We start from the raw sequence: 22,501 nt of genomic DNA on the forward strand, positions 1-22,501 counted from the left end.
ATTGACGATGAGCACGCTGGATGGCAGAAAGCGGGTAGTGATCAGCAACGTCAAACCCCAGGTAGAGGAAGGCAGGTTCGCTGCAAGAAGGGCGATTGGCGAAAGCGTCGTGTTCTCGGCCGACATTATCGCCGATGGTCACGATGCGGTAGCGGCCAGTGTCATCTTCCGGCATGGCAGCGACCCGTTGTGGCAGGATCTACCCATGTCACACCTGGGCAATGACCATTGGCAAGTGAAATGGGCGCCCGCCTTGGAAGGCTTTTACGAATATCGCTTTACGGGCTGGATCGACCACTTTACGACTTGGAAAAAGGGTCTTGTCAAGAAATTTCACGACGGCCAAGATATCGCAGTTGAGCTACGCATCGGGGCTGATCTTTTAAGAGAAGCGGCCGGGCTGGCATCAAAAGACTTTGAGCAGGCTTTTAACCGGTGGATTACCGCATTGGAAAATGACGCGGATCCTCAGCAGGCAGTCGAGTTGTCCCTGAGCGATGCGTTGGCCGAAGCCATGTCGAAGATTCGCTACACCGATCGTATCAGCGTGTTCGACCGAACGTTTCATCTGGAAATCGAGCGAAAAAAAGCTGGTTTTAGCACCTGGTATGAGCTCTTCCCCCGTTCAACGGCCGAAACCCCGGGCCGTCACGGCACTTTTGAAGATGTACTCAGGCTGCTGCCAAAAGTCGCCAAGATGGGTTTTGATACGCTTTACTTTCCGCCGATTCATCCGATTGGAGAAATGAAGCGCAAGGGAAAAAATAACTCACTGGTTCCCTCCTCTACTGATCCGGGCTCTCCGTGGGCGATAGGCAACCGGTTCGGGGGCCACAAATCGATCCACCCCGAGCTGGGAACGATCGAAGATTTTAAAGAGTTGGTTCGCGAGGCGAAACTTCTTGGTATTGAGATCGCCATGGACATTGCATACCAGTGTGCGCCGGATCACCCGTATGTGAAAGAACATCCGCAGTGGTTTAGGTGGCGCCCCGACGGCACGGTGCAGTACGCTGAAAATCCTCCCAAGAAATATGAGGACATTCTTCCCTTTGATTTTGAAACACAAGACTGGCAAAATCTCTGGAATGAACTTAAAAGTGTGATTGATTTCTGGATAGATCAGGGTGTCAACGTTTTCCGGATAGATAACCCCCACACGAAGGCATTCCCGTTTTGGGAATGGATGATCGGCCAGGTCCGCAAGGCCAACCCACAAGTAATCTTCCTTGCCGAGGCCTTTACCCGTCCGCGGGTCATGGAGCGGCTTGCCAAAATCGGGTTTAACCAGTCTTACACCTATTTCACCTGGCGCAACAGCAAATGGGAGCTCGAACAATACCTGCATGAGCTGACCAAAACCGATCAGCAATACTATTTCCGTCCCAATTTCTGGCCCAACACTCCCGACATTCTGCCACACCATCTTGTCGAAGGGGCCGAGAATGCCCACATTATCCGGTTCATCCTTGCCGCCACCCTTTCTTCAAACTATGGACTGTATGGCCCTGTTTATGAATACGGCATCAATACGCCGTACCCTGGAAAAGAAGAGTATACGGACAATGAAAAGTATGAAATCAAGCATTGGGACTGGGACCGTTATAGCCGGACGCGCGAAATTATTACCCGCGTAAACCAGATCAGGCGGGCTTATTCTGCATTGCAGTCAACCTGGAATATTGAATTCAATGAAACCAATAATGACAGGTTGATTAGCTATACCAAAATAGCGCCGGACGATAGCAAGTCTTTAATTATTGCCGTCAATCTCGACCATTATCACACACAGGGCGCCCACATCCGGGTTCCTTTGCATCGGTTCGGGATCGGCTACGATCAATCTTACCTGATCCGCGACATGCTCAGCGGGGAGAAGTACAAATGGCAGGGGGAATACAACTACGTCCAGATGAATCCCTTCGAAATGCCCGCACACATTCTTAGTGTTGAACGATTGAATTGAGAGAGCCCATGGAATACAAAAAAGAAATGCCCGAGAAAAATCTGCATTGGTACAAGGATGCAGTCATTTATGAACTTCATATCAAAGCCTTCAAGGATGGTAATTGTGATGGAATAGGCGATTTTCAGGGCTTGCTCGAACAGCTCGATTACCTTCAAGACCTGGGTGTTACGGCCATATGGTTGCTGCCATTTTACCCATCGCCACTCCGCGACGATGGCTACGATATTGCCGATTACTACACCATTAACCCTTCATACGGGGATATCCAGGAATTTAAAACTTTCCTGCGTGAGGCGCACAAGCGGGGCCTGAAAGTGATAACCGAGTTGGTGATCAATCACACCTCCGACCAACATCCCTGGTTTCAGAGAGCTCGCCGGGCTCCGAAAGGTTCGGCCTATCGGAATTTTTACGTATGGACCGACGATCCCAAACAGTTCAAGGACGCGCGCATCATCTTTCAGGATTATGAAAAATCCAACTGGACCTGGGATAGTGTCGCAGAACAGTATTACTGGCACCGGTTCTTTCACCATCAACCTGATCTGAACTATGACAGCCCCGATGTTCAGGAAGAGATTTTTAAGATCATTAATTTTTGGTGCAAGATGGGGGTCGATGGCTTCCGGCTTGACGCTGTCCCTTACCTTTTTGAGAGAGACGGCACCAACTGTGAGAACCTGCCGGAGACACACGCTTTTTTGAAGAAACTCAGAAAATACGTCGACAGCCGCTACCCTGGAACATTGCTACTCGCCGAAGCAAATATGTGGCCAGAGGATTCGGCAGCCTATTTCGGAGATGGCGATGAATGTCAGATGAACTATCACTTTCCGATTATGCCGCGCATGTTTATGTCGCTGCAAATGGAGGACCGCTACCCGCTTACCGACATATTTGACCAGACCCCGGCTATCCCTGACAATTGCCAATGGGGCATTTTCCTGCGCAACCACGACGAGCTGACGCTCGAGATGGTGACCGACGAAGAGCGTGATTACATGTATAAAGTCTATGTGAAAGATCCCAAAGCCAGGATCAATCTGGGGATACGACACCGGCTTGCTCCGTTGATGGAAAATAACAGGAAAAAGATCGAGCTGCTTAACAGCTTGCTGTTTACATTTCCCGGAACGCCCATCATTTACTATGGCGACGAGATCGGGATGGGTGATAATTTCTACCTTGGCGACCGCGATGGGGTACGCACCCCGATGCAATGGAACCCTGACCGCAATGCAGGGTTTTCTCAGGCCAACCCTCAGCGCCTGTACCTGCCGCTGATATTGGATCCCCAATACCACTATGAATCAGTCAATGTCGAGTTACAGTTACGGAATTCCTCGTCGCTGCTGTGGTGGATGCGAAGGGCGATAAGCACGCGCAAGAAATATAAAGCGTTCAGCCGTGGCGACATCAAATTTCTAAATCACGAGAATGCAAAAGTGCTGGCTTACACGCGAACCTATGAGGAGGAAACGATGCTGGTGATCGCTAACCTTTCCAGATTCCCACAGCCGGTCGAGCTTGACCTGGATCATTTCAAGGGTTTTCAGCCGGTGGAAATTTATAGCAAAAACAAATTCCCCTCCGTGAAGGACAATACACCTTACTTCTTCACGCTGGAGGCATACGGCTGCCAGTGTTTTTTGATGCAAAAAACACACCCGGAAATAGACCAGAACGAGGAGCTGTCGCTGATCGGACTTGAAAAATGGAAAGACCTGCTGGATCCCATCGTAACTGAACAATTGGAAACACACATCCTGCCTTCCTACCTTATGAAAATGAGGTGGTTTGGAGGAAAGGGAAAAGGGCTGGACAAAGTCAGCATCATATCGCACGCCGCCATTCCTTTGGGCGAGAATCCGCCCTGTTACCTGTTGCTGCTGGAAACCTCCTATCTGAACGATCTACCGGAAATGTACCAGCTACCGGTTGCATTCGGCAAAGAGCCCTTTGCATTTAACGTCCGTGAAAATTGCCCACAGGCAGTTCTGGCGCGGATTCAGATCAAGGGTGAGGAAGAAGGTGTGCTGTTTGATGCCATCTACGGTCTTGAACTGCAACAGGCGTTGATCCAGAACATGGCTGGAAACGAGCGGGTACCCGCCAAGGACAGTCAGATCCACTTCTGCTCTCACCGGCAGCTTGCACAGCATATCAGCGAAACCGACCGCATCAAGCCCCGCGTGCTGTCGGGAGAGCAAAGCAATACATCCATCACTTACGATGGAAAGTATTTTTTTAAACTTTACCGCAAGGTAGACCGGGCTGTTAATCCAGATGTCGAAATCACCCAGTATCTGACTAATCAGGCCAGATTCAAAAATATTCCCGCCTTTGTGGGCGCCATTGAATGGAAATACAAAAAAGACTCGATGGTGCTGGGAATGATGCAGGAGATGGTCGGTAACGCCACAGATGCCTGGGCGAATATGCTTGACAGACTGGATAGTTTCAATGAAAAGGTACTCTCAACTACTGGCCTGGAACTCCCAGCCGAGCTGCTGGGAACACTTACCGATCCGGTAAGCTATGAAGAAATCCCGGAAATGCTCAAAGAACTGTTGGATGTACACGTTGCAGAGCAAGCCAGATTATTGGGCGTGCGTACCGCGGAAATGCACCTTGCCCTTGCCGCAGAAAAGGACAATCCCGACTTTAAACCGGAGGAATTTTCGCTTCACTATCAGCGCTCGGTGTATTCCTCGCTACAATCACTGGTCCGGGGAGCATTTCAAAGCCTTAGCCGGAATATCAAGAAACTAGATGCGGAAACACGGCGCGCGGCCGAGGAAGTGCTATTAGCACGAGAGGGGGTACTGACGCAATTAAAAAAGGTATATAGCCACAAGATCGAGACGGCCAAAATACGTATCCACGGCGATTACCATCTCGGGCAGGTGCTGTTCACCGGAAAGGATTTCATCATTCTTGATTTTGAAGGAGAACCCGCGCGCAGTTACAGTGAACGGAGATTGAAACGATCGGCCCTGCGCGATGTAGCCGGGATGCTCCGCTCGTTCCACTACGCAGCGCACGGCAGTCTGTATCTGGATAATCAGATCAGGCCCGAGGATGTGAGCAAACTACTCCCATATGTGGAGCAATGGTTTCACTATATGAGCGGCTTTTTTATGAGGGCTTATTTGGACACCGTCGGCGAGAGTCCGATCATTCCACATCAGAAAGGCGACCTGGAAATACTCCTGAGAACGTTCTTGCTTCAAAAGGCTATTTACGAGCTCAATTATGAAGTAAACAACCGGCCATCTTGGGTAATGGTACCGCTACGTGGCATCCGGGCCATGCTCGACAAGAAGGAGGTTGGTGTGATGGCTTAAATAAATAATGGTATTATGACGCAACAACAGCAGAAGCAACAGCTACTTACCGGCTATGACATTGAGCTGTTCAGATCCGGCAAACACTATCACCTATATAACAAGCTCGGCTCGCATATCCGCCGCGATTCTGAAGGGCAAGCGACGCACTTCGCCGTATGGGCTCCGAATGCGTCGGAAGTTTCCCTGATTGGTAATTTCAACGGCTGGGACCGGCGCGCCAATTCGCTTTCCCCACGAACAGATGGCTCGGGCATCTGGGAAGCTACTATTGAAAACCTCGGCCAAGGAGAATTATACAAGTACTTTATCCGTTCAAACAATGGATATGAAGTCGAAAAAGGTGATCCTTATGCGGTTTACTGGGAAACGCCTCCACGTACCGCCTCAATTATGTGGGATCTCCAATTCGAATGGAGTGATCAGATCTGGCTTGAAAACCGGAAGACACCCGCGTTGCAAAAGCCGATTTCGATTTATGAAATGCATCTTGGCTCCTGGCGCAGGGTCCAACAGGAGGAAGGTCGCTGGATGACCTACCGCGAACTGGCGGCAGAGCTTCCCGAGTATTGCCGGTGTATGGGATTCACCCATGTTGAATTTCTGCCTGTTATGGAACATCCCTTTTTCGGGTCATGGGGCTACCAGCTTACCGGATATTTTGCTCCCTCTGGCCGCTATGGGACGCCCCAGGATTTTATGTTTCTTATCAATGCGTTACATCAAGCCGGAATAGGCGTGATCCTTGATTGGGTACCTTCTCATTTCCCAACTGATGAACACGGGTTAAGCTATTTCGACGGATCGCATCTTTACGAGCATGCCGACGCGCGTCAGGGTTTCCACCCCGATTGGCAAAGTGCGATTTTCAACTACGGGCGCTATGAAGTTAAAAGCTTTCTGATTTCAAACGCGCTTTATTGGTTGGACAAATTCCATATCGACGGTCTGCGGGTGGACGCGGTAGCCTCAATGCTCTATCTTGACTATTCGCGGAAAGAGGGCGAATGGATTCCAAATCGGTACGGCGGCAAGGACAACCTGGAGGCGATCGAATTCCTGCGGGAATTCAATTCGGCAGTCCACCATTTTTTTCCTGACGTGCTCACGATTGCCGAAGAGTCCACGGCCTGGCCCGGCGTAACCCATCCGGTCAGTAGCGGCGGGCTTGGCTTCGACCTGAAATGGATGATGGGCTGGATGCATGATTCTCTTTCTTACTTTCAGAAAGACCCAATTTACCGACCGTATCACCATCAGCAGCTTTCTTTCAGCCTACAATACGCATTCTCAGAGCGTTTTGTATTGCCGCTTTCGCATGATGAAGTGGTGCATGGCAAGCTCTCACTGCTCGGAAAAATGCCCGGGGATGACTGGCGGCGTTTTGCAGGCTTGCGTTTATTATACACATACATGTACGGTCACCCGGGCGCCAAGTTACTATTTATGGGTGGTGAATTCGGGCAAAACCGCGAATGGCGTCATGATTATAGCCTCGACTGGCATGAAAAGTCCGGATCCCTGCACGCCGGGATTCAAACGTTAGTTAAAGATCTGAATGCGTTCTACCGGAATGAACCAGCACTATATGAGAGAAATTTTTCGGCGGAAGGATTCGAGTGGACCGATCACCATGACGCAACCAACAGCGTTCTTGCCTGGATCAGGAAGGGAGCGTCCTCTACTGACCAGCTACTATTCGTCGCCAACTTCACACCGGTAGTGAGAGAAAACTATCGAATTGGCGTTTTCTACCCTGGCTACTACCAGGAAGTCTTCAATAGTGATAACCTGCGCTACGGCGGCTCGGATCTGATCAGCCTGGAAGAGATTGAAAGTTATCCTATTCCAAGACATGGTCATACGCATTCGCTACCGTTGACGCTGCCTGCATTGGCAGTGATTGTTTTAAGATATGCCAGAGAATTTGAATGGCTTTGAAGGGGATGGCGCCGTATTGGACAAAATGCATGGAAAAATTCCAACAATCCTACCACCGTCTTGGATATCTATCACACATGCCAAATGGCAAATTGACCGGCTGCTCGTAACTGTTGGCTTGTTTTTTAAACAGCAGGTTTATTTTCATCCGGTATAAACAGCACCTGGATTCAAAGAACATCAAGCAGGTAACCGGTGGTAACTAGTTTGCTGTCAGTTGGTTCGCAAATCAAAGTTCTACCTCGTAAGAAAGAGCTTCTATTGCCAATCCCTGAAAGGGCGAGGGCAAACTATTTTACCTGCTGCACAAAAATCTTCTTTAATGTTTCCCCCGGGTCGGCACAAAAGCCGGGGTGGACTTTGGAGGTCTGCAAAACGGTGCTACGGGTAGCGGTAAGCCACCGAAAACGCGATGCAGGCGGCAATGCTGCAATCGGACTGCCGCACTGGCGGTTACCCTCGCAAATCTGCCTGAACGAATGTAAATAATCTTCAACCTCTGCCCAATCAGTTCCTCGCGCCAAAGCAGCTAACCGGTCCGGATCAACTTCGGAAATACAAGCAAGAAAACCCCTAGAGGCACAATACAGCACGACACCCACGTTGATGAACTCCTCCCGCTCCACACGCGGTACGATGCGTAACACCGCATATTCGTATAAAAATCTATCTGGCATCCTGGATTCCTTTCACAAAGATTTCAGAGGCCGACAGCCGCGCCTGCAAATAAGAAATATAGGCCTGCCGATGCTGGTCCACAGTGTTAAATGGCGAATCCTTTATCAACCAGTCATCAGGGATAAGGGATACAACGGCCGGAATAATACCCTCAGCAAGTCGTTTGCTGAATTCGGTATTTACTTCCTCGAGCATCGATGCGCTGCGAAGCAAAACATGATCCTTGATCTGCACAAATGGCCGCTGGGCTTGTTCTTCCCAGCCCTGCCAGGAGTGGTGGAAATAAAGCGCAGCGCCGTGATCGATCAGCCAAAGCTCCTTATGCCACATGAGCATATTAGTATTGCGTGCCGTACGGTCAACGTTGGTTAAAAAACTGTCTAGCCATACGATCTCCGATGCCAAACGCGGCTCCACCTTGGTTACGACCGGATCAAATGTGATAGCGCCGGAAAGGTAGTGCATGGCAAGATTCAAGCCGGTACTGGCTTTGAGCAAATCCTGTATTTCCTCATCGGGCTCGGTCCGGCCAAAACCCTCAGCAAGGTTTGCAAAAACAATCTCAGGCACTTTAAGCCCAAGAAAACGCGCCAACTCTCCCCCGATCAGTTCTGAAATCAATGCTTTGGTACCTTGCCCGGCCCCTCTGAATTTCAGGACATAAAGAAAATCATCGTCGGCCTCCGCAATAGCGGGCAATGAACCACCTTCTCGAAGCGGTGTCAGATATCGAAGCACACTGACGGTTCGCAGGCTGAAAAGATCCTTGTCCAATTGAAACATTTAAATCGGTTAAAATGCCGAAGTTAGTCAATTTGATTTTTTTTTCAACATGACTAACCCCACGCTGCGTACTAACGGTGCTACGGACCATTACGGCCAAATAAATCATAAAAAAAAATTGCATGTTACAAATCTGATACTTACTTTGTAGAAGTAATTGTAACAGTAAACCTTCTTCATAAATTTGATAAAATTTTACCTCAAATTGCTGCTGGTCCTGACCGGCTGCGTAGCACTTGCGCGATTTTCTTTTGCGCAACCCTCGAATGCGGTATATCCCGATAAGCAGACCAACGGAGGTAGCGCGGCAGGCGGTGGCCTGACCGGAAGTTATTCGGTGATCAATGCAGATAATGCCCGAAATGCAACAGGGAATACCAAGCCGAATAATAATTTTGCGTTACTGACAGTCAGCAGTACGCTGGGAACCTCCACAGCCTGGATTCAGCTCGAATTCCCCTCAGAGGTCACAAGCAGCACCAGTACTCCGGTAACCGTCTACGTGCGAACCAACAACAATTCCAGTGCTTTGCTGGGCGGAGGCGTCGAGCTGACAGCCTATGACAAAAATGGTATACAGGTCGCAGTACAGTCCCCGGGCTACCGCACCTACTACACTGCTGACGGCTCGGTATTTCTGGCCATTACCCCGACGGCGACATTTAAATACGTCCGGACCAAGCTATCCTCTCCTGTCGCATTGGGTACTAGCAGCTTACAGGTTTACTACGCGTTTTACGGGCCAGGAGCAACAAATACTTCTAATCCCTATCCGTTTAATGTAGCCGATTGCGGTAGCCCCAACGTTACCACCAAAGGGTATTCCGGTCTCACGCTGGGAAGTTTTGATGTGCTTAACGCGGGTAATGCGATTGATAATGATCTAAATTCGAAATCTTCTTTTGTCTCGACTGGCGTTGCCTTGCTAAGCGGGCATATCACACAAACATTCTTTTTCAACGGGGTCTCCAATAACGCCGACGCGGTGCGGGTTGTCTTGTCGCAAAGTGGCTCTTTCCTGGCAGTGAGCGTGTCCTCAGCCATTACATTACAAGCCTATAATGGCAACACGGCCGTGGGAACCTCCGCGCTGGCCAACGCGCTGTTAGATGCTGATTTACTAGGCCTTCTGGGAGGAAACAACAACCAGGTGGCTTTCTATTTTGCGCCAAAAGATGCCGGCGGCAACTCGGTGATATTCGACCGCCTGGAGCTCGACTTGAATATCGGAGCACTCGGTGCCGGCCTGGGCAGTAACGGACTTAATATCCACGACGTACGTCGCTCGCCGGATGTTCCCCTGGCAACTGGCCCTAAGGCTTGCAGCAATATTGGCACTGCGGCGTTGTCAGCACTCGCTCCGCAATTGGCGATATCGGGCATCGGAGGATTTTCCTACACCTGGTATGCTACCGCGCATGGCACAAGCCCAGTGGCCAATACGCAGAACTGGGTTGTGAGCGGACTTAGTATACCCGGCACGGCATCCTACTATGTGGAGACAACCAAGTCAGGAACAGGGTGTATTGCTTCGCCGCGAAAGAAAGTGGATATTATCGTCTCCAACCCGCCGGTTTCGCCCGGTGTGGCACTCAATCCCTGATCATTTTCAATTTCACCTTCCTTTATAATTGTTCACTTTTACCATTTTTATTATGAAAAGACTGTCTACTATTCTGCTCGCGGTTTTATTGTTCTCTTCTCTGGCCCATGTATCGAAAGCCGGCACTTATTATGTAGTCAATGGGGAGTCGTTTTCGCTTTCACCCGCTGCCGGCTCTAACTTCTTTCAATATCTCTGGACATTGGACCCGGGTGCCGGCCAAACCATTCAGACGCTAGATCAGGCAAGCGGTGGCGTGCTCACGCACACCTTCTCGGACGCTACAACCGCTCCAAGCATTCATAAAATCACACTCGGAGTGATAGAAGTGCTCGACGGCTGTTTGTCCGATGTTGTTGAGCACACTGTTATCGTCCTTCCCAAGCTGACTGTTAGTGTCACTGCCGATAAGGAGAATTTCTGTACCGACAAAACAGTGACGGCAACCCTTTCAGCAACAGTATCGGCCACAACCGGCCTTGATACCTATGGTGTGACAATCTCCCCTTTCGCGTGGAGTAAGGGGGCTTCGGTCATTAGCGGGCAGAGCAGTTCGAGTCTGAATGTTACCGAAGCCGGTACCTACAGCGCCCTGGTAAGTTATGTACTCCCTACCGTTGGGGATTTTATTCCGACCGCTTCCAAATTAACAGGATCGGTGATCGGCGGAACGAAGGAAATCCTGCATAATCTCCCTGTGCCTACTGTCCCTGCTATCACCCTTAACTGATTTGGGTAGCCGAAAAAAGCGAAATCTGGCAGTCATGCGTTACTACTTTTCCATATGGATGCTTCTCGTATCTGGCTGGGCCTCTGCGCAAAGTCAGCCCAGAGAAGTATTCATGTGCAAGGATGTTACATTGCGAATCAGGGCCGAATCCACAGGCGCGGCGCGTTACGTTTGGTTTTTGGACAATCAGGTGATTGCCGGAACCTCAAAAGCCGAATTGCTCGTACATGAGGAAGGCACTTATAAAGCAGTAGCCGTGAATGCCGATGGCTGCGAATCCGGGGAGTCGGTCTATATTGTGGTCAAGCATCATACACCATTGGCAGTCGATGACTTTGCCACGGGAAAAACAAATGCATCAGTGGAGATCGACGTATTGAAAAACGATTTGTCTGAATGCACCATACTCAATGCGGCCTCACTCACAGTCGTACAAAGCCCTGTCTCAGGCAGCGTGGTAAGCGTCGGCGGGCAGTTAACGTATACCCCTGAGCGTGATTTTAAGGGCGAGGTCATGATCGGCTACACCGTAACCGACCAATCAGGGCAGCTCTCAAACATAGCGAAGGTCAAAGTGAATATTTTTACCGACCCGCTACCTGTAAAACTGGCGTATTTCGATGGGCGGAAAGCAGAGGACCAGGCTTTACTCGAATGGCAGACCGCCGGAGAGCTTAACAGCGCTCATTTTGATGTGCAGAGAAGTACCGATACCCGCAACTGGCAAGTGCTCGGAACGCTGGAAGCGGCATTTGAAAGTAACCGAACCCGCAACTATACTTTCACCGACAGCATTCCCGAACCAGGGTTGAATTACTACCGACTAAAAATGGTTGACCTGGACGGCAGCTTTACATTTAGCGGTATCCGCTCGGTGAATTTCCCTGAGTTTTCGTGGGCAGAAATCTATCCTAATCCCGTGGAGGATCAGCTACGTATTGTCATGCACAATAGAAAAGTAAAAAGCATCAGAGTAATCAGCCATTCAGGAATGGTAAGGCATTCCCGGTCAGTGAATTCGCCCTCTTTCACAATCAGTATGAGACAATATCCAATTGGCATGTACTATATTCATTTCGAGCAAGCCGACGGAACTGTCAAAATATTCAAGTTGATGCATAATTAAATCAGGCCCTGGCCGATGGCCGGGGCTATGATTTTTATAATGCATCGAAAACGGATTTGCCTTTTGATTGTAGGCTAACATTGCGAACCGAGCCGGTCCCGCGGAACCCGAATGCGACGCCCAGAATCCGAATGGGACGGCCAGGAACCGGAAACTCAAACGTCTGGCGGCCGTTAATCGCATAACGGATTTTCCCGCCTGAAGCTGCGCATGAGACCCGCACCCATTCTGAAAAGTCAACCCCCAGTGCAGACAAATCAGCTTTTTTACCCGACACGAAATTATCCACACTCATCAGGTTAAGCTCTGAAACACATCCCTTTGCCGATAACGGAATGACAATGGGTGCATCATCGGTAAGAAGGGAGATATAGGTTAATTGACAAGCCGCGGCACCTTCACTATATTCATTTTTGACCTCGGTTGAAAACGAAAAATCTCCAAGCGCTGCCGGCTCGAAATTACCGACGTTAAAATATTTGATCAAAGGAGGCTCGGGTTGCAAGGCGATGTTTTTCTCTTCGATGATCGAGATACTCGTACCAATGCCGTCTGCTCGTAGAAATTCTTCCTGTTTTAAATAGACAGGTATTTTGGGCTGGTCTAAAAGCGCCGACCAGCCGTCTGTTCCAACGAGCAATGGATGCTCTGCGACCACCTGATCACCAATAATCAGCTTGGCCTGATAGGTGCCTGGCTCGTAATACACCGAGGTGTGCTTATGCAGGTTTTTATCGACCAAGACTCTTCTAGTATCGTCCCAGGATTGCTGGATAAAAACCGAGTCGGTTGGTGAAGCCGAGGCGTCGTAGGTGAATACGACCGAATTGGGAATACCGTTGGTGACCGAACGGCTCTCGAAAGCGTACGCGCTCTTTTCCAGTTGTGGCTCTCCCTTATCGAATGCAAGCATCCCCCCCAGAATAACCACCACAATAGCCGTTGCAATCCAGGCTAACCGCTTCCAGCTCGGTGGCGCTGGGGCAGCAACAACAGAAGGTGTAGCATCCTGATTCGGAGGATCAACCGGTTTATTTTGCTTCACAAATTCGCGCCAGTCGCCCCAGCCCGCAAACCGCGCCAGGGTATTCAACGTGGTGCCGCTTGGCAAATGGTTATACTCGGTCCTGCCCCATATGCGACGAAGCGTGCTGGTGCTCAGCGACACACCGGTTTGGTTTTGGATCAGTTCGCTAAGGTTTTCGAAATCGGCCGTTTGCCAGCCATCGGCTGGGCCCCAGCCCAGTTTATCCTCGATAACGGCCTTGCAATGCTGCAATTCATTTATTTCAGAAACCATTGTGAATGAGCATGATAAAACTTGACAAAACTTGACCTGAATTTGAAAACACCCCCAACATCAGCATCATTATGTTTGAATCAATAAACAGGACCAGCCGGCCGGCCTTGTGAGGAAACAGCCAACAAATCTTCAAAAGATGTACAAATTAAACTATTTATTGACCATTATCTTACTGCTGGCAACTCGCCCTCTGCAAGCGCAAACCATTTATGTAAATGCAGGCACGGGCAGCGACGCAGCCAACGGTAAAGTCCAGACGCCGGTAGCGACGTTGCAGCGCGCCATCGAGCTAGCCAAAACATTTGAAGCGGGTGAAAGCGTGATGATTAAAGTCTCCCCAGGGCTTTACACACTGCACGACAAGGTCGTGATCGACAAGCCCAATACCGGTCAGGCGTGGCTGACGATCCAAGCGGCAACCATGCCCGACGATACCGCCTGGAAGCCCGCGCAAATGCCGGTGATCCAGTCCATATCCAACAACAACAGTACAACCCAGTTCCAACATGCTGTCGGTTTTCTGATAGCTGCCAACCATGTGCGTATCGGTGGATTGAAATTTATTGGAAACGGCAATCCACTGGTTCAGTACTATTATCCGGTCAACCGCAAAGACTCTACATTGTCGGGCCTTGACATTTCCCAATGCTATTTCATCGGCGAACGCAATTCCGCACCTATTCAAGGAAGCATTTGGGCACATGGCGCCGGGGTCCATGTCGACCACTGTGTCTTTTACGGTACTAAGAATGCGCTGCTGCTTTTTATGGCCATCAGGGATTTTTCGCTGAAAAACTCAGTCATAGTCGGCGCATACGAATCAGCGGTGTGGTTTGGGGCCTTCCATGAGCCATTTGTATTTGAAAACAATATTGTCGCCGGCTCGGAATTTCTTTGGCTCCGCGCAGAGAAAACATATCCGAAATACCACTTTAAAAACTGCCTCTTTACAGATATGAAGCATGAAATGGGCTACTATGGTCAGAATGGTGCGGTGCCCGCAGACAAGAACGCGCATTCAGAAGAAAATGTCGCACGCTCAGGCAAGCTGCTGCTCAGCGAAGTCGCAACCAACGGGCTGCCGCGCGATCACCTTAACCCACTCCCCAATTCGGCCGGAAAAGAGCTGAATGCCGGTATTTTCAAAAAATAAGTTCACTTCAACATTTGCATTATTGGCCATGAAAAAATTCATTTTAGTGTTGTTCAGCGCAGTCACTTTCGCTGCATTGGGTCAGAAAAAATCTAAAACCGCCGAGAAAGCCGCCGAAACCTGGATGGCTCTGGCAGCTGAAAACTGGGATGCGCCTGGCGCCAATGCCGAATTTACAACCCACGATAACCGCCCGGTTTTAAAGGTGCTTCCCAAACCGGGCCAGGTCGTTTTGAAAAATACCAAGTTTTCTAACGGTACCATTGAATTCGACTACATTCCCACCGACCAGCGGTTTGCATCTTTCTATTTCAGATATAGGGATAGTAAAGAAAACGAACTGTTTTACTTTCGCACCCACCGCGCGGGCGACTCGACAGGCATCGAAGCAGTGCAATATGCGCCAGCAATCGACGGCGTGAACCTGTGGGACCTGCTGCCGCATTATCAGGGCAAGGCCAATTTCCAGAACAAAAGCTGGAACCACGTAAAACTGATCGCGTCGGGTTACCAGCTGAGGGTGTTTGTGAACGATATGATGCGGCCTACGATGGAAGTCCCCAGAATGGAAGGCAATGTAACAGAAGGCACGCTCGCGTTCGAGGGTGAGGGGATCGTCTCAAATCTTGTGATCAAACCAGGCCAGACCGAGGGGCTACCCGCCTACGAGGGCACCGACCCGGTTGCCAACGACCCACGCTATCTCAGGAAATGGCAGGTCAGCGAACCGGTCGTGCTACCCAAAAACGTAGATTTCAGCCTGAACTACACTCCAAAAACTGAAACACCATGGTCACCTATATGGGCTGAAAGAAGGGGAATGATCAACCTGACGCGCAGGTTTGGTATGAGCAAAGAGCGCAGAATTGTGTGGATGAAGGTCAATGTCAGTTCCAAAACAGACCAGAAGAAGAAAATCGCAATGGGTTTCAGCGACGATGTGTGGGTATTTCTCAACGGTCGCTATCTGTATGTGGACAAAAACACGTTTGGCGCTCCAATTATGAAAGAACCCGCCGGCAGGTGCTCCATTGAAAACACTTCTTTTGTGATCCCCTTCAAAGCGGGGAAAAATGAGCTGATGGTGGCATTAGCCAATGATTTTTACGGTTGGGCACTGATCGCCCGCTTGGAAGACATGGATGGAATCACGGTTGAATAGGGACGAAAGGGAGGAAGGAGGAATGGGAGGAAGGATTGAAAGGGAGGAAGGAGAGTGGGAAAATCCCTTTCCTCCCTCCTCCCTTTTCTCCTTTTCCTCCTTCTACCTATACATTAGTCAGCACAATTTTACCAAACTGCCTGCCTTCGTGCATGTAATCGAAGGCTTGTTGGGCATCCGACAATGTGGGGTAGACTTTATCTATAATGGGTTTAATGTGATGCTTGGCCGTAAATGCGAGCATATCTTTGAATTCCTGCAAGGTGCCCATCGTCGTGCCAAGTATTGAAAGGTTTCTCCAATACACTTTATTGGGAATGATATTGCCGATTGGGCCGTTTGTCCCGCCAAAAAATACGATCCGTCCGCCAGGCTTGGCAGTCTCGATAAGGTCGCCGAATCCCTTGCCTGAGGCGCTGTCCAGCACAACATCGAATCCGCCGGTCCTTTCCTTTGCTTTTAAAAACCAATTTGCCTCTTTATAGTTAAAACCGTCTATCGCGCCAAGTGCTTTGGCTTTTTCGATCTTTTCCTCAGAGCCGGAAGTAACATACACGCTGGCGCCTGCTGCGATCGCATATTGAAGGGCCAGCAATGCGGTACCTGCACCGATACCAGTTATTAATATCTGCTCACCCGCTTTCAAGGCTGCCCGCGTAAACAATGCCCGGTAGGTGGTAATTCCCGCCAGAGGCAGCGCGGATGCTTCTATATCAGTCAAGTGCGTCGGCTTTTCGTGGACGTACTGCACATCCACGGCAATATATTCTGCAAAAGTACCCGGCTCGGGATTTCCCAAGATTTTAAACTGCTCACCAAATGCAGCCGGGTTTTCACCCCAGTCGTGGCTTGGGTTGATGATGACAGTCTTCCCTTCCCAGGTTTGATCTACATTCCTGCCAGTTCCGACCACGGTGCCCAATCCGTCTGAACCCAGTATCAGTCCGGCCCTAGGGCCTGCATACTGCCCTTTTTGAATCCAAACATCGCGATGGTTCAGTGAGGAATAGGCCAGCTTAATCAGTACCTGGTTATCAGCGGGCACGGGTGTTTCCACTTCTTTGATAATGAGCGGAGCATTTGTATCGGTCAAAAATGTTGCTTTCATGAGGTTAAAAATTATTTTGTGTTCGATAGCGCAAATTTGTACCGAACTGTCGTTATTTTCACGGTATAATTTTTCCAAAATCCGGTATATTTATTACACAGATGAAAGAAAACCTGCACGAATCTTTCGAAATTATTTGCAAAGAGCTCGACGAATGTCCAAAACCGACGCACCAACACAACTTTTTTGAGCTGGTTTATATTTTGGAAGGAACCGGTGTGCAAGAGATCAATCAGCATACTTTTCGGTATAATGCCGGCCATATGTTCCTGCTGACGCCCGAGGATACCCATTCTTTCGACATCGAAACGACCACTAAATTTGTTTTCATCCGGTTCAATGATGTGTATCTCAAGGGCAATACGTCACTGGTAAGCGCATCACAAAGGGAAGATCTGCTGCAACGGCTCGAATTTATCTTGCAGAACGCCAGCCATCAACCCGGATGCATACTCAAAAACCAGACGGATAAGCGCATCGTCAAACCACTGGTCGAGGCAATAATCCGCGAGTATGTCAATCGCGATATGTACAACCAGGAGCTGATCAGGCAGTATGTCAACACGATGATCATCCTGGTCGCACGGAACATCGCCATGTACCTGCCCGAAAAGATTAGCGAATGCAGCGAAGAAAAGGCGATCGACATTCTGCAATATATCCAGGCGAACATTTACCACCCCGAAAAGATCAGAGCTGCACGCATCAGCGATCACTTTGGAATATCGGAAGCATACCTGGGGCGGTATTTCAAGAAACATACCAATGAAACGATGCAGCAATACATCATCAATTCAAGACTGAAACTAGTCGAGACACGGCTGCTACACAGTAATATGCGTATGAATGAAATCGCCGCGGAGCTGTCATTTACAGATGAAAGTCATCTCAACCGTTTTTTCAGAAAAGGCAAGGGAATGAGCCTCGGCGAATACCGTCGTAAACACCGTGTAACATCGCCTGCGTGAAATCCCTGGAATGGTATTTGAAGACAAGGCGAATCATCAAACTAAAAACTATTTCTTATGACACCGCTTAAAACATTCATACTCGCATTGACGCTGGCTATACCCGCAGGAGCATACGCACAATCAACCGACGCTTCGTCGAGGTCGCCAAAGCAGGAGCAAAAATACCAGCGCAAAACACGAAAACATCAGGTCAAAACAGCCGACTCATCGGATCTGAATGCCATTCTCAAAGACTCCGCCAACGCAGAAACCGGCCCGATCCTGAATGACAATGGGGCAGTCAACTCATCCGGGACCGTCGATGGTAGCCGCAGCAGCACGGGCAGGCCCGATGCAGACACAACGACTTCCTACACTGTGAAGCGGAAAAAAACGGTGATCAGGAAGCCCTGACCCAATCGCAAACTCGCTGGCTTATAACACCGGTCTTGGATCGAAGATGGCACGAATGTGCGTGATCTTCCCCTCTCGCACTTCGTACCAGCCGGAGGTAAGCACCGGCTTGCCTCCCATATCAATTTCATACAGTACCGAAACATTGTCCTCATCGTAAAGGAGCTGCTTCACGTCATAATGCAGCTTCATCTTCGCCATTTGGCTCAGGTATTCCTCCCGGCCCTCGACACTCCCGAGCACCCCCTCGAACCGGACATTTTCGTCCATAAACTCTCCTGCCCCATCAAAGTCATTCTCGTTCAAAGCTTTTAAAAAAGCCGATACGGTCATCGCGCTCACCGCCATATTCAAATGCTTGCTAACTTGTTCCATGGTTACCACTGGTTGTTTTGGACGGTGCCAGCGAAAATGATGCCAGGATTCAGATCCGCTTCCAGTCTGGATAATGCGCATCGATCAACTGAATAGCCTCCGCCTGCGTAAGCGCTGCGAAGTTTCGGTAGCGATCATGCACATCAATGATCTCTTCCAATGCGGCCTCGACGAGCGGGCGGTTCTCCCAACCTTTTAAATGCGTGAGTACTTTTATGAGGCAGCCCTTTTTGTAGGCGATCTGCCCGATAACATGAACAAGCGTCTTGCGTACGCGGGCCGCGCGGTCATGTTGTAACTCCTGCAAGAGCGGAAGGATGTCTTCGGGATTTTTACGGCCGCGTAATTCGATCCCATGGCAAATTTCACGGCGAATTTCCTTGTCATCATCATGCAGATACGCCCTGGCCCAGCCAAGAACTGGCTTTGGGTTCACCTCACCCATTTTCTTGATCGAACCTATTACTGCGTTGCGAGGGGAATGATGTGGATCTTTCAATCCTATGTCGAAAAAAGTCCGAACTTCTTCAAAATGTTGCTTTCCGATCTCGCCCGCAGTATTGATCACCGTTTGCCTGACTTTAAAATCCTGGTCGAAAAGAAGAGCAAGAAGCATTTCGAGTATCACCCGGCTCAGCTCCGGTTCCTGAGAATACAGCCGTCCGGTTACCAAATAGGCGGATTTGCGTATATAAGTGTCCTGATCAGCGTAGTACGAATGCACTTTTTGAAGGCTTTGAGTCAACAATGCCTGCTTAATATCTTTCCGGATCGCCGTTACACGATCAGCTCTTTCGGACTTGGACAAATCGTAAAATGCCATGGTAGCAGGTAATCTCGACTAAGAGGCCTATAAACAGAACAGGTCATTGCAAAAAAATCCCCGGCGAAAACGTGTTTGCCGGGGAATGCTGTATAAGTAAACGTCGAGTAAGAGACAAGGGGTGCAAATAATGTGTACTCAACAATTTCCAACTACTTCTATCAAGGTACCAATGTAGCGCAATTTCAAGTGCGACGCAAAAAAACGGTTATAATCATGAGAAAATTCGTCAAAAATTGGAGATCTCACACTTTTTTTCGATGAAATGTGCCGGTTTGGCAACCTGATTTTGTCTTTTGTTATTTCTTCTGCTGAGAAAGGAACGTGATCAGCGAGGCAAACTCCTCATAGGACAGCTCGTTGGCCAGTCCGGGAGGCATCATTGAGGTTTCCATTTCCTTACGAGAGGTAATATTTGCAACTTTAATCGTGTTCACCTGACCGGTAATGTCACGGATCACCAACTTGTCGGCCGATTCTTCCGAAACAAAACCCATGTAGGTCTTATCACCTTTTGTGGTGATCATAACCGAGGCAAAGCCTTGGGAAATGGAGGCATTAGGCTTCAATATCGACTCGGCGATCTGCTCGCGGTTCATAATAGAGCCGATCTGCCCCATAAATGGCCCTTTCATCACCTCACTACGGCTCAGGCTGTGGCAGGCAACACATCCCTGCTTTGTAAACAGTTTTCTTCCCGTTGCGGGATCTCCCTGTATTTTTGCGATCGCCAGCATCACATCTTCGATAGACGACTCTCCTACCTGGCCTTTTTTGTTACGGATTTTTTCAAGGTCAACTTTCACCTCTTCTTTGACCGCCGCCACCTCTTCACCGCCAAATTCGGCAATACCCATACGGTTGCGTGCATTAAGGTCGGCAAAGAACTGCTTGTCGCTCGCATTGTTCCATTCTTTCCTCAAAAAGTCTTTCACTTTTGCGGACGACTCCCATTCAACAGCCTTGTAATAAGGACCGTGCGTATCCGGGCGTGTGCTCCACCACCAGGAACCATCGTAGTCAGCTTCTTTTTTGTAGATCCTTCCCAATGTAGTCAGTATCTGTTCTTTCCGCACCTTGTCACTGGTCTTACTATATGCTGCGATAAGCCCATCCACGGCCTTCGGATCGTGCATGTAACGCAGTGCCCACAACGCGATGGTCGAATTCTCGGTACCGATCGCTTGCACGCAAGCGTCCACGGCGTTCAATGCCACCAGCGCACGCACCGCGATGTGCGGAGTTACGATCGCCGAGTTCGGGGTTGCATGCGGCCCCTCGGTTCCTTTGGCCGGCGCCACAAAAGAGGCCGGCACTTTCACTTTCAGCAATGCCTGGGCTCCTTCCGGTCTGCCCAAACGGCCCAAGCCGATTGCCGCTGCCAGTTGCTCGCGGGCGTTTCCATTTTCCAATGCCTTTAAAAACGGGTCAACCGGCACTTTATCCACAAACGCCTTACGATCCGCCAATGCGCGCAATGCATACTCACGCATATCATTTTCCGAAGCCAGTTTGGCCAGGTTTCCAATACCTTCCGCTCCTGCTGCCTGCGCGTAGGTATACATCCCCGCCACGCGTACATATAAAGGAGCCTTCTTATCATCGGCAACGGCCCAAGCCGCTTTTGCTGCATCTTTGGCCGGGCGTTTGAGCAATTCCTGCTGCGCCGCCAGACGCTGTACCGCGCTCTCCGACCGCAGCAACGCCGCCAGCTGCTTCACTGACGATTTGCTGATATCCTTGAATGCCTTATACTTCCAGCCCTGCGGCACTGCGCGGGTGATAAATCCTTTGCCCGGATTACCCGAGTAGCCGGCTCCATCCCAGGCCGCCAGGTAAACACGTCCCGAGGCATCTACATCCAGGTCGGTAACCTGGGAAAGCTTGATAAATTCTTCTTCTTTTTGCTGAAAAGTTGGCCCGTCCGCTGTCAAACGGTGTACATACACCTGGCTGCGGCCCCAGTCGGCCATCATCGGCACACGATTGTATTTGGCTGGCCAGCTCGGGTCATCCAAAAACAGTGAGCCGGTTCCCGATCCCCCGCCAAGATCGATCAAGGCCGGGATGATTTCTTCTGTAAAGTTCTTGAACAACACCGGGTAGCCATATTCACCCGACTGAATCTGATTGCTGAAACGGATGTTCCAGCCGCCGCCATCATTGGTATTGTCACGGGTGAAAATGTTCATAAAAGGGTCGATCGCCACGTCGTAAATGTTGCGCAGGCCGTGCGTGTAAACTTCCATTTCGGTGCCGTCGGGCCGGACGCGGACGATGCCGCCTCCGAGCTGGGTCATTTTCTTGCCCGAGCGGTCCAGCGCATCATGAAAGCCGAAATCACCTACGGCAATGTAGATCCAGCCGTCGATACCCATTCTGATACCGTTGGTAGCGTGGTCAGTACCGCGGCTTTGAAGAAATTTGGGCGAGCACACATTCTGTACAAGCGGCTTAGCCGGACCGTCTGCCAGGCCGTCGTGGTTTTTATCTTCTAAAACAACCAGGTCCATTCCGGAAGCCTTGCCGGTTTCTTTGGAAAAAGTTGTGTGTAAAACAAAGACCTGATCGCCCTGGGCTATAATACCGCGGGGATTATCCAGCATGGCAAACGTGGTGTGCTGGTCTACTTTGCCATCGTTATCCGTATCAACAAGGCGCACAATGCTGCCTTTTCCGGGCGTTTTGCCCAAAGAGCCGATCATATCGACCCCGACAAATACTTCGCCCGTCGGCGCCGCGGCCAGGCAAGCCGGACTTGGCGTAAGATCGTGGCCCGCAAAATGCGTTACATTCAGTTCTGCCGGCCATGCGGCCGCGTTGGGAAGGGAGTCTGCTCGCGTCAGAATCCTTGGCTTGGATGTTTCTTCTTTTTGAAGGGTGCTGGTCATGCTCCACAGCATGAGCAGGAACGCCGATACGCTTAATGTGATTTTTAACATAAATTGGTTAACAAAAATAATTCAGCCGTTTCCACAAAAGCTGATTGGTACAGTACACAGATTCTTAAAATAGGATAACAGGCAGAACTACTCG

At 49.9% G+C, this 22,501-nt stretch carries 17 protein-coding genes; 10 read left to right on the forward strand and 7 right to left on the reverse strand.

Going from position 1 to position 22,501, the window contains the following annotated elements; all coding sequences use genetic code 11:
- The first annotated feature begins 7 nt into the window (after positions 1–7).
- The 3 genes from AAHB90_RS14255 to glgB are packed head-to-tail and all read left to right on the forward strand — an operon-like array spanning position 8 to position 7,257.
- Entirely contained in the window at positions 8–1,966 is a 1,959-nt protein-coding gene (locus AAHB90_RS14255; RefSeq protein WP_342085870.1) for an alpha-1,4-glucan--maltose-1-phosphate maltosyltransferase, read from the forward strand.
- A gap of 8 nt (positions 1,967–1,974) precedes the next feature.
- Positions 1,975–5,316 carry a maltose alpha-D-glucosyltransferase gene (gene treS, locus AAHB90_RS14260; RefSeq protein WP_342085871.1) on the forward strand — a complete coding sequence of 1,114 codons (3,342 nt, stop codon included), beginning with the start codon at positions 1,975–1,977 and terminating at the stop codon, positions 5,314–5,316.
- A 15-nt stretch (positions 5,317–5,331) separates the two neighbouring features.
- Positions 5,332–7,257, forward strand: a complete 1,926-nt coding sequence (gene glgB, locus AAHB90_RS14265; RefSeq protein ID WP_342085872.1) for a 1,4-alpha-glucan branching protein GlgB — start codon at positions 5,332–5,334, stop codon at positions 7,255–7,257.
- A gap of 290 nt (positions 7,258–7,547) precedes the next feature.
- Here the strand turns inward: glgB and AAHB90_RS14270 are convergent, their stop codons facing one another.
- Together AAHB90_RS14270 and AAHB90_RS14275 are read right to left on the reverse strand one after the other, a co-directional pair.
- Positions 7,548–7,934 (reverse strand): DUF3037 domain-containing protein, encoded by a 387-nt coding sequence (locus tag AAHB90_RS14270; RefSeq protein WP_342085873.1) that lies wholly within the window; start codon positions 7,932–7,934, stop codon positions 7,548–7,550.
- Complete coding sequence (locus AAHB90_RS14275) at positions 7,924–8,718, reverse strand: HipA family kinase (RefSeq protein ID WP_342085874.1); 795 nt, start codon at positions 8,716–8,718, stop codon at positions 7,924–7,926. Before AAHB90_RS14275 ends, AAHB90_RS14270 begins: the two co-directional genes overlap by 11 nt.
- A gap of 184 nt (positions 8,719–8,902) precedes the next feature.
- Here AAHB90_RS14275 and AAHB90_RS14280 point away from each other — a divergent pair, with 184 nt between their 5' ends.
- From AAHB90_RS14280 to AAHB90_RS14290, 3 genes are read left to right on the forward strand one after another with little or no spacing between them, the layout of a single operon-like run.
- Positions 8,903–10,321 carry an immunoglobulin domain-containing protein gene (locus AAHB90_RS14280; RefSeq protein WP_342085875.1) on the forward strand — a complete coding sequence of 473 codons (1,419 nt, stop codon included), beginning with the start codon at positions 8,903–8,905 and terminating at the stop codon, positions 10,319–10,321.
- A gap of 52 nt (positions 10,322–10,373) precedes the next feature.
- Positions 10,374–11,051 (forward strand): hypothetical protein, encoded by a 678-nt coding sequence (locus tag AAHB90_RS14285; protein ID WP_342085876.1) that lies wholly within the window; start codon positions 10,374–10,376, stop codon positions 11,049–11,051.
- Positions 11,052–11,085: 34 nt separating this feature from the next.
- Positions 11,086–12,177 (forward strand): Ig-like domain-containing protein, encoded by a 1,092-nt coding sequence (locus tag AAHB90_RS14290; RefSeq protein WP_342085877.1) that lies wholly within the window; start codon positions 11,086–11,088, stop codon positions 12,175–12,177.
- A 34-nt stretch (positions 12,178–12,211) separates the two neighbouring features.
- Here the strand turns inward: AAHB90_RS14290 and AAHB90_RS14295 are convergent, their stop codons facing one another.
- Complete coding sequence (locus tag AAHB90_RS14295) at positions 12,212–13,477, reverse strand: hypothetical protein (RefSeq protein ID WP_342085878.1); 1,266 nt, start codon at positions 13,475–13,477, stop codon at positions 12,212–12,214.
- A gap of 139 nt (positions 13,478–13,616) precedes the next feature.
- Here AAHB90_RS14295 and AAHB90_RS14300 point away from each other — a divergent pair, with 139 nt between their 5' ends.
- Together AAHB90_RS14300 and AAHB90_RS14305 are read left to right on the forward strand one after the other, a co-directional pair.
- Positions 13,617–14,633, forward strand: coding sequence for a hypothetical protein (locus AAHB90_RS14300; protein WP_342085879.1), 1,017 nt, complete (start codon positions 13,617–13,619; stop codon positions 14,631–14,633).
- A 28-nt stretch (positions 14,634–14,661) separates the two neighbouring features.
- Positions 14,662–15,795, forward strand: coding sequence for a hypothetical protein (locus tag AAHB90_RS14305; protein ID WP_342085880.1), 1,134 nt, complete (start codon positions 14,662–14,664; stop codon positions 15,793–15,795).
- A 106-nt stretch (positions 15,796–15,901) separates the two neighbouring features.
- Here the strand turns inward: AAHB90_RS14305 and AAHB90_RS14310 are convergent, their stop codons facing one another.
- Positions 15,902–16,903, reverse strand: coding sequence for a quinone oxidoreductase family protein (locus tag AAHB90_RS14310; RefSeq protein WP_342085881.1), 1,002 nt, complete (start codon positions 16,901–16,903; stop codon positions 15,902–15,904).
- Between the two features lie 101 nt (positions 16,904–17,004).
- On the opposite strand from AAHB90_RS14310, the gene AAHB90_RS14315 reads away from it, so the two are divergent.
- The gene (locus AAHB90_RS14315; protein ID WP_342085882.1) at positions 17,005–17,871 is read left to right on the forward strand and encodes an AraC family transcriptional regulator; all 867 of its coding nucleotides are present in this window, start codon (positions 17,005–17,007) and stop codon (positions 17,869–17,871) included.
- Positions 17,872–17,928: 57 nt separating this feature from the next.
- The gene (locus AAHB90_RS14320) at positions 17,929–18,267 is read left to right on the forward strand and encodes a hypothetical protein (protein ID WP_342085883.1); all 339 of its coding nucleotides are present in this window, start codon (positions 17,929–17,931) and stop codon (positions 18,265–18,267) included.
- A gap of 21 nt (positions 18,268–18,288) precedes the next feature.
- Here AAHB90_RS14320 and AAHB90_RS14325 read toward each other — a convergent pair whose 3' ends face one another.
- The 3 genes from AAHB90_RS14325 to AAHB90_RS14335 form a co-directional block, all read right to left on the reverse strand.
- A complete protein-coding gene (locus AAHB90_RS14325; protein ID WP_342085884.1) occupies positions 18,289–18,642 on the reverse strand; it encodes a nuclear transport factor 2 family protein in 354 nt (117 codons plus the stop codon).
- 49 nt (positions 18,643–18,691) lie between these two features.
- A complete protein-coding gene (locus AAHB90_RS14330) occupies positions 18,692–19,465 on the reverse strand; it encodes a HEAT repeat domain-containing protein (RefSeq protein WP_342085885.1) in 774 nt (257 codons plus the stop codon).
- Positions 19,466–19,764: 299 nt separating this feature from the next.
- Positions 19,765–22,407 carry a DUF7133 domain-containing protein gene (locus AAHB90_RS14335; protein ID WP_342085886.1) on the reverse strand — a complete coding sequence of 881 codons (2,643 nt, stop codon included), beginning with the start codon at positions 22,405–22,407 and terminating at the stop codon, positions 19,765–19,767.
- Positions 22,408–22,501: the final 94 nt, after the last annotated feature.

Source organism: Dyadobacter sp. OTU695 (genome assembly GCF_038440355.1).
In the GTDB taxonomy this organism is placed as follows: domain Bacteria; phylum Bacteroidota; class Bacteroidia; order Cytophagales; family Spirosomataceae; genus Dyadobacter.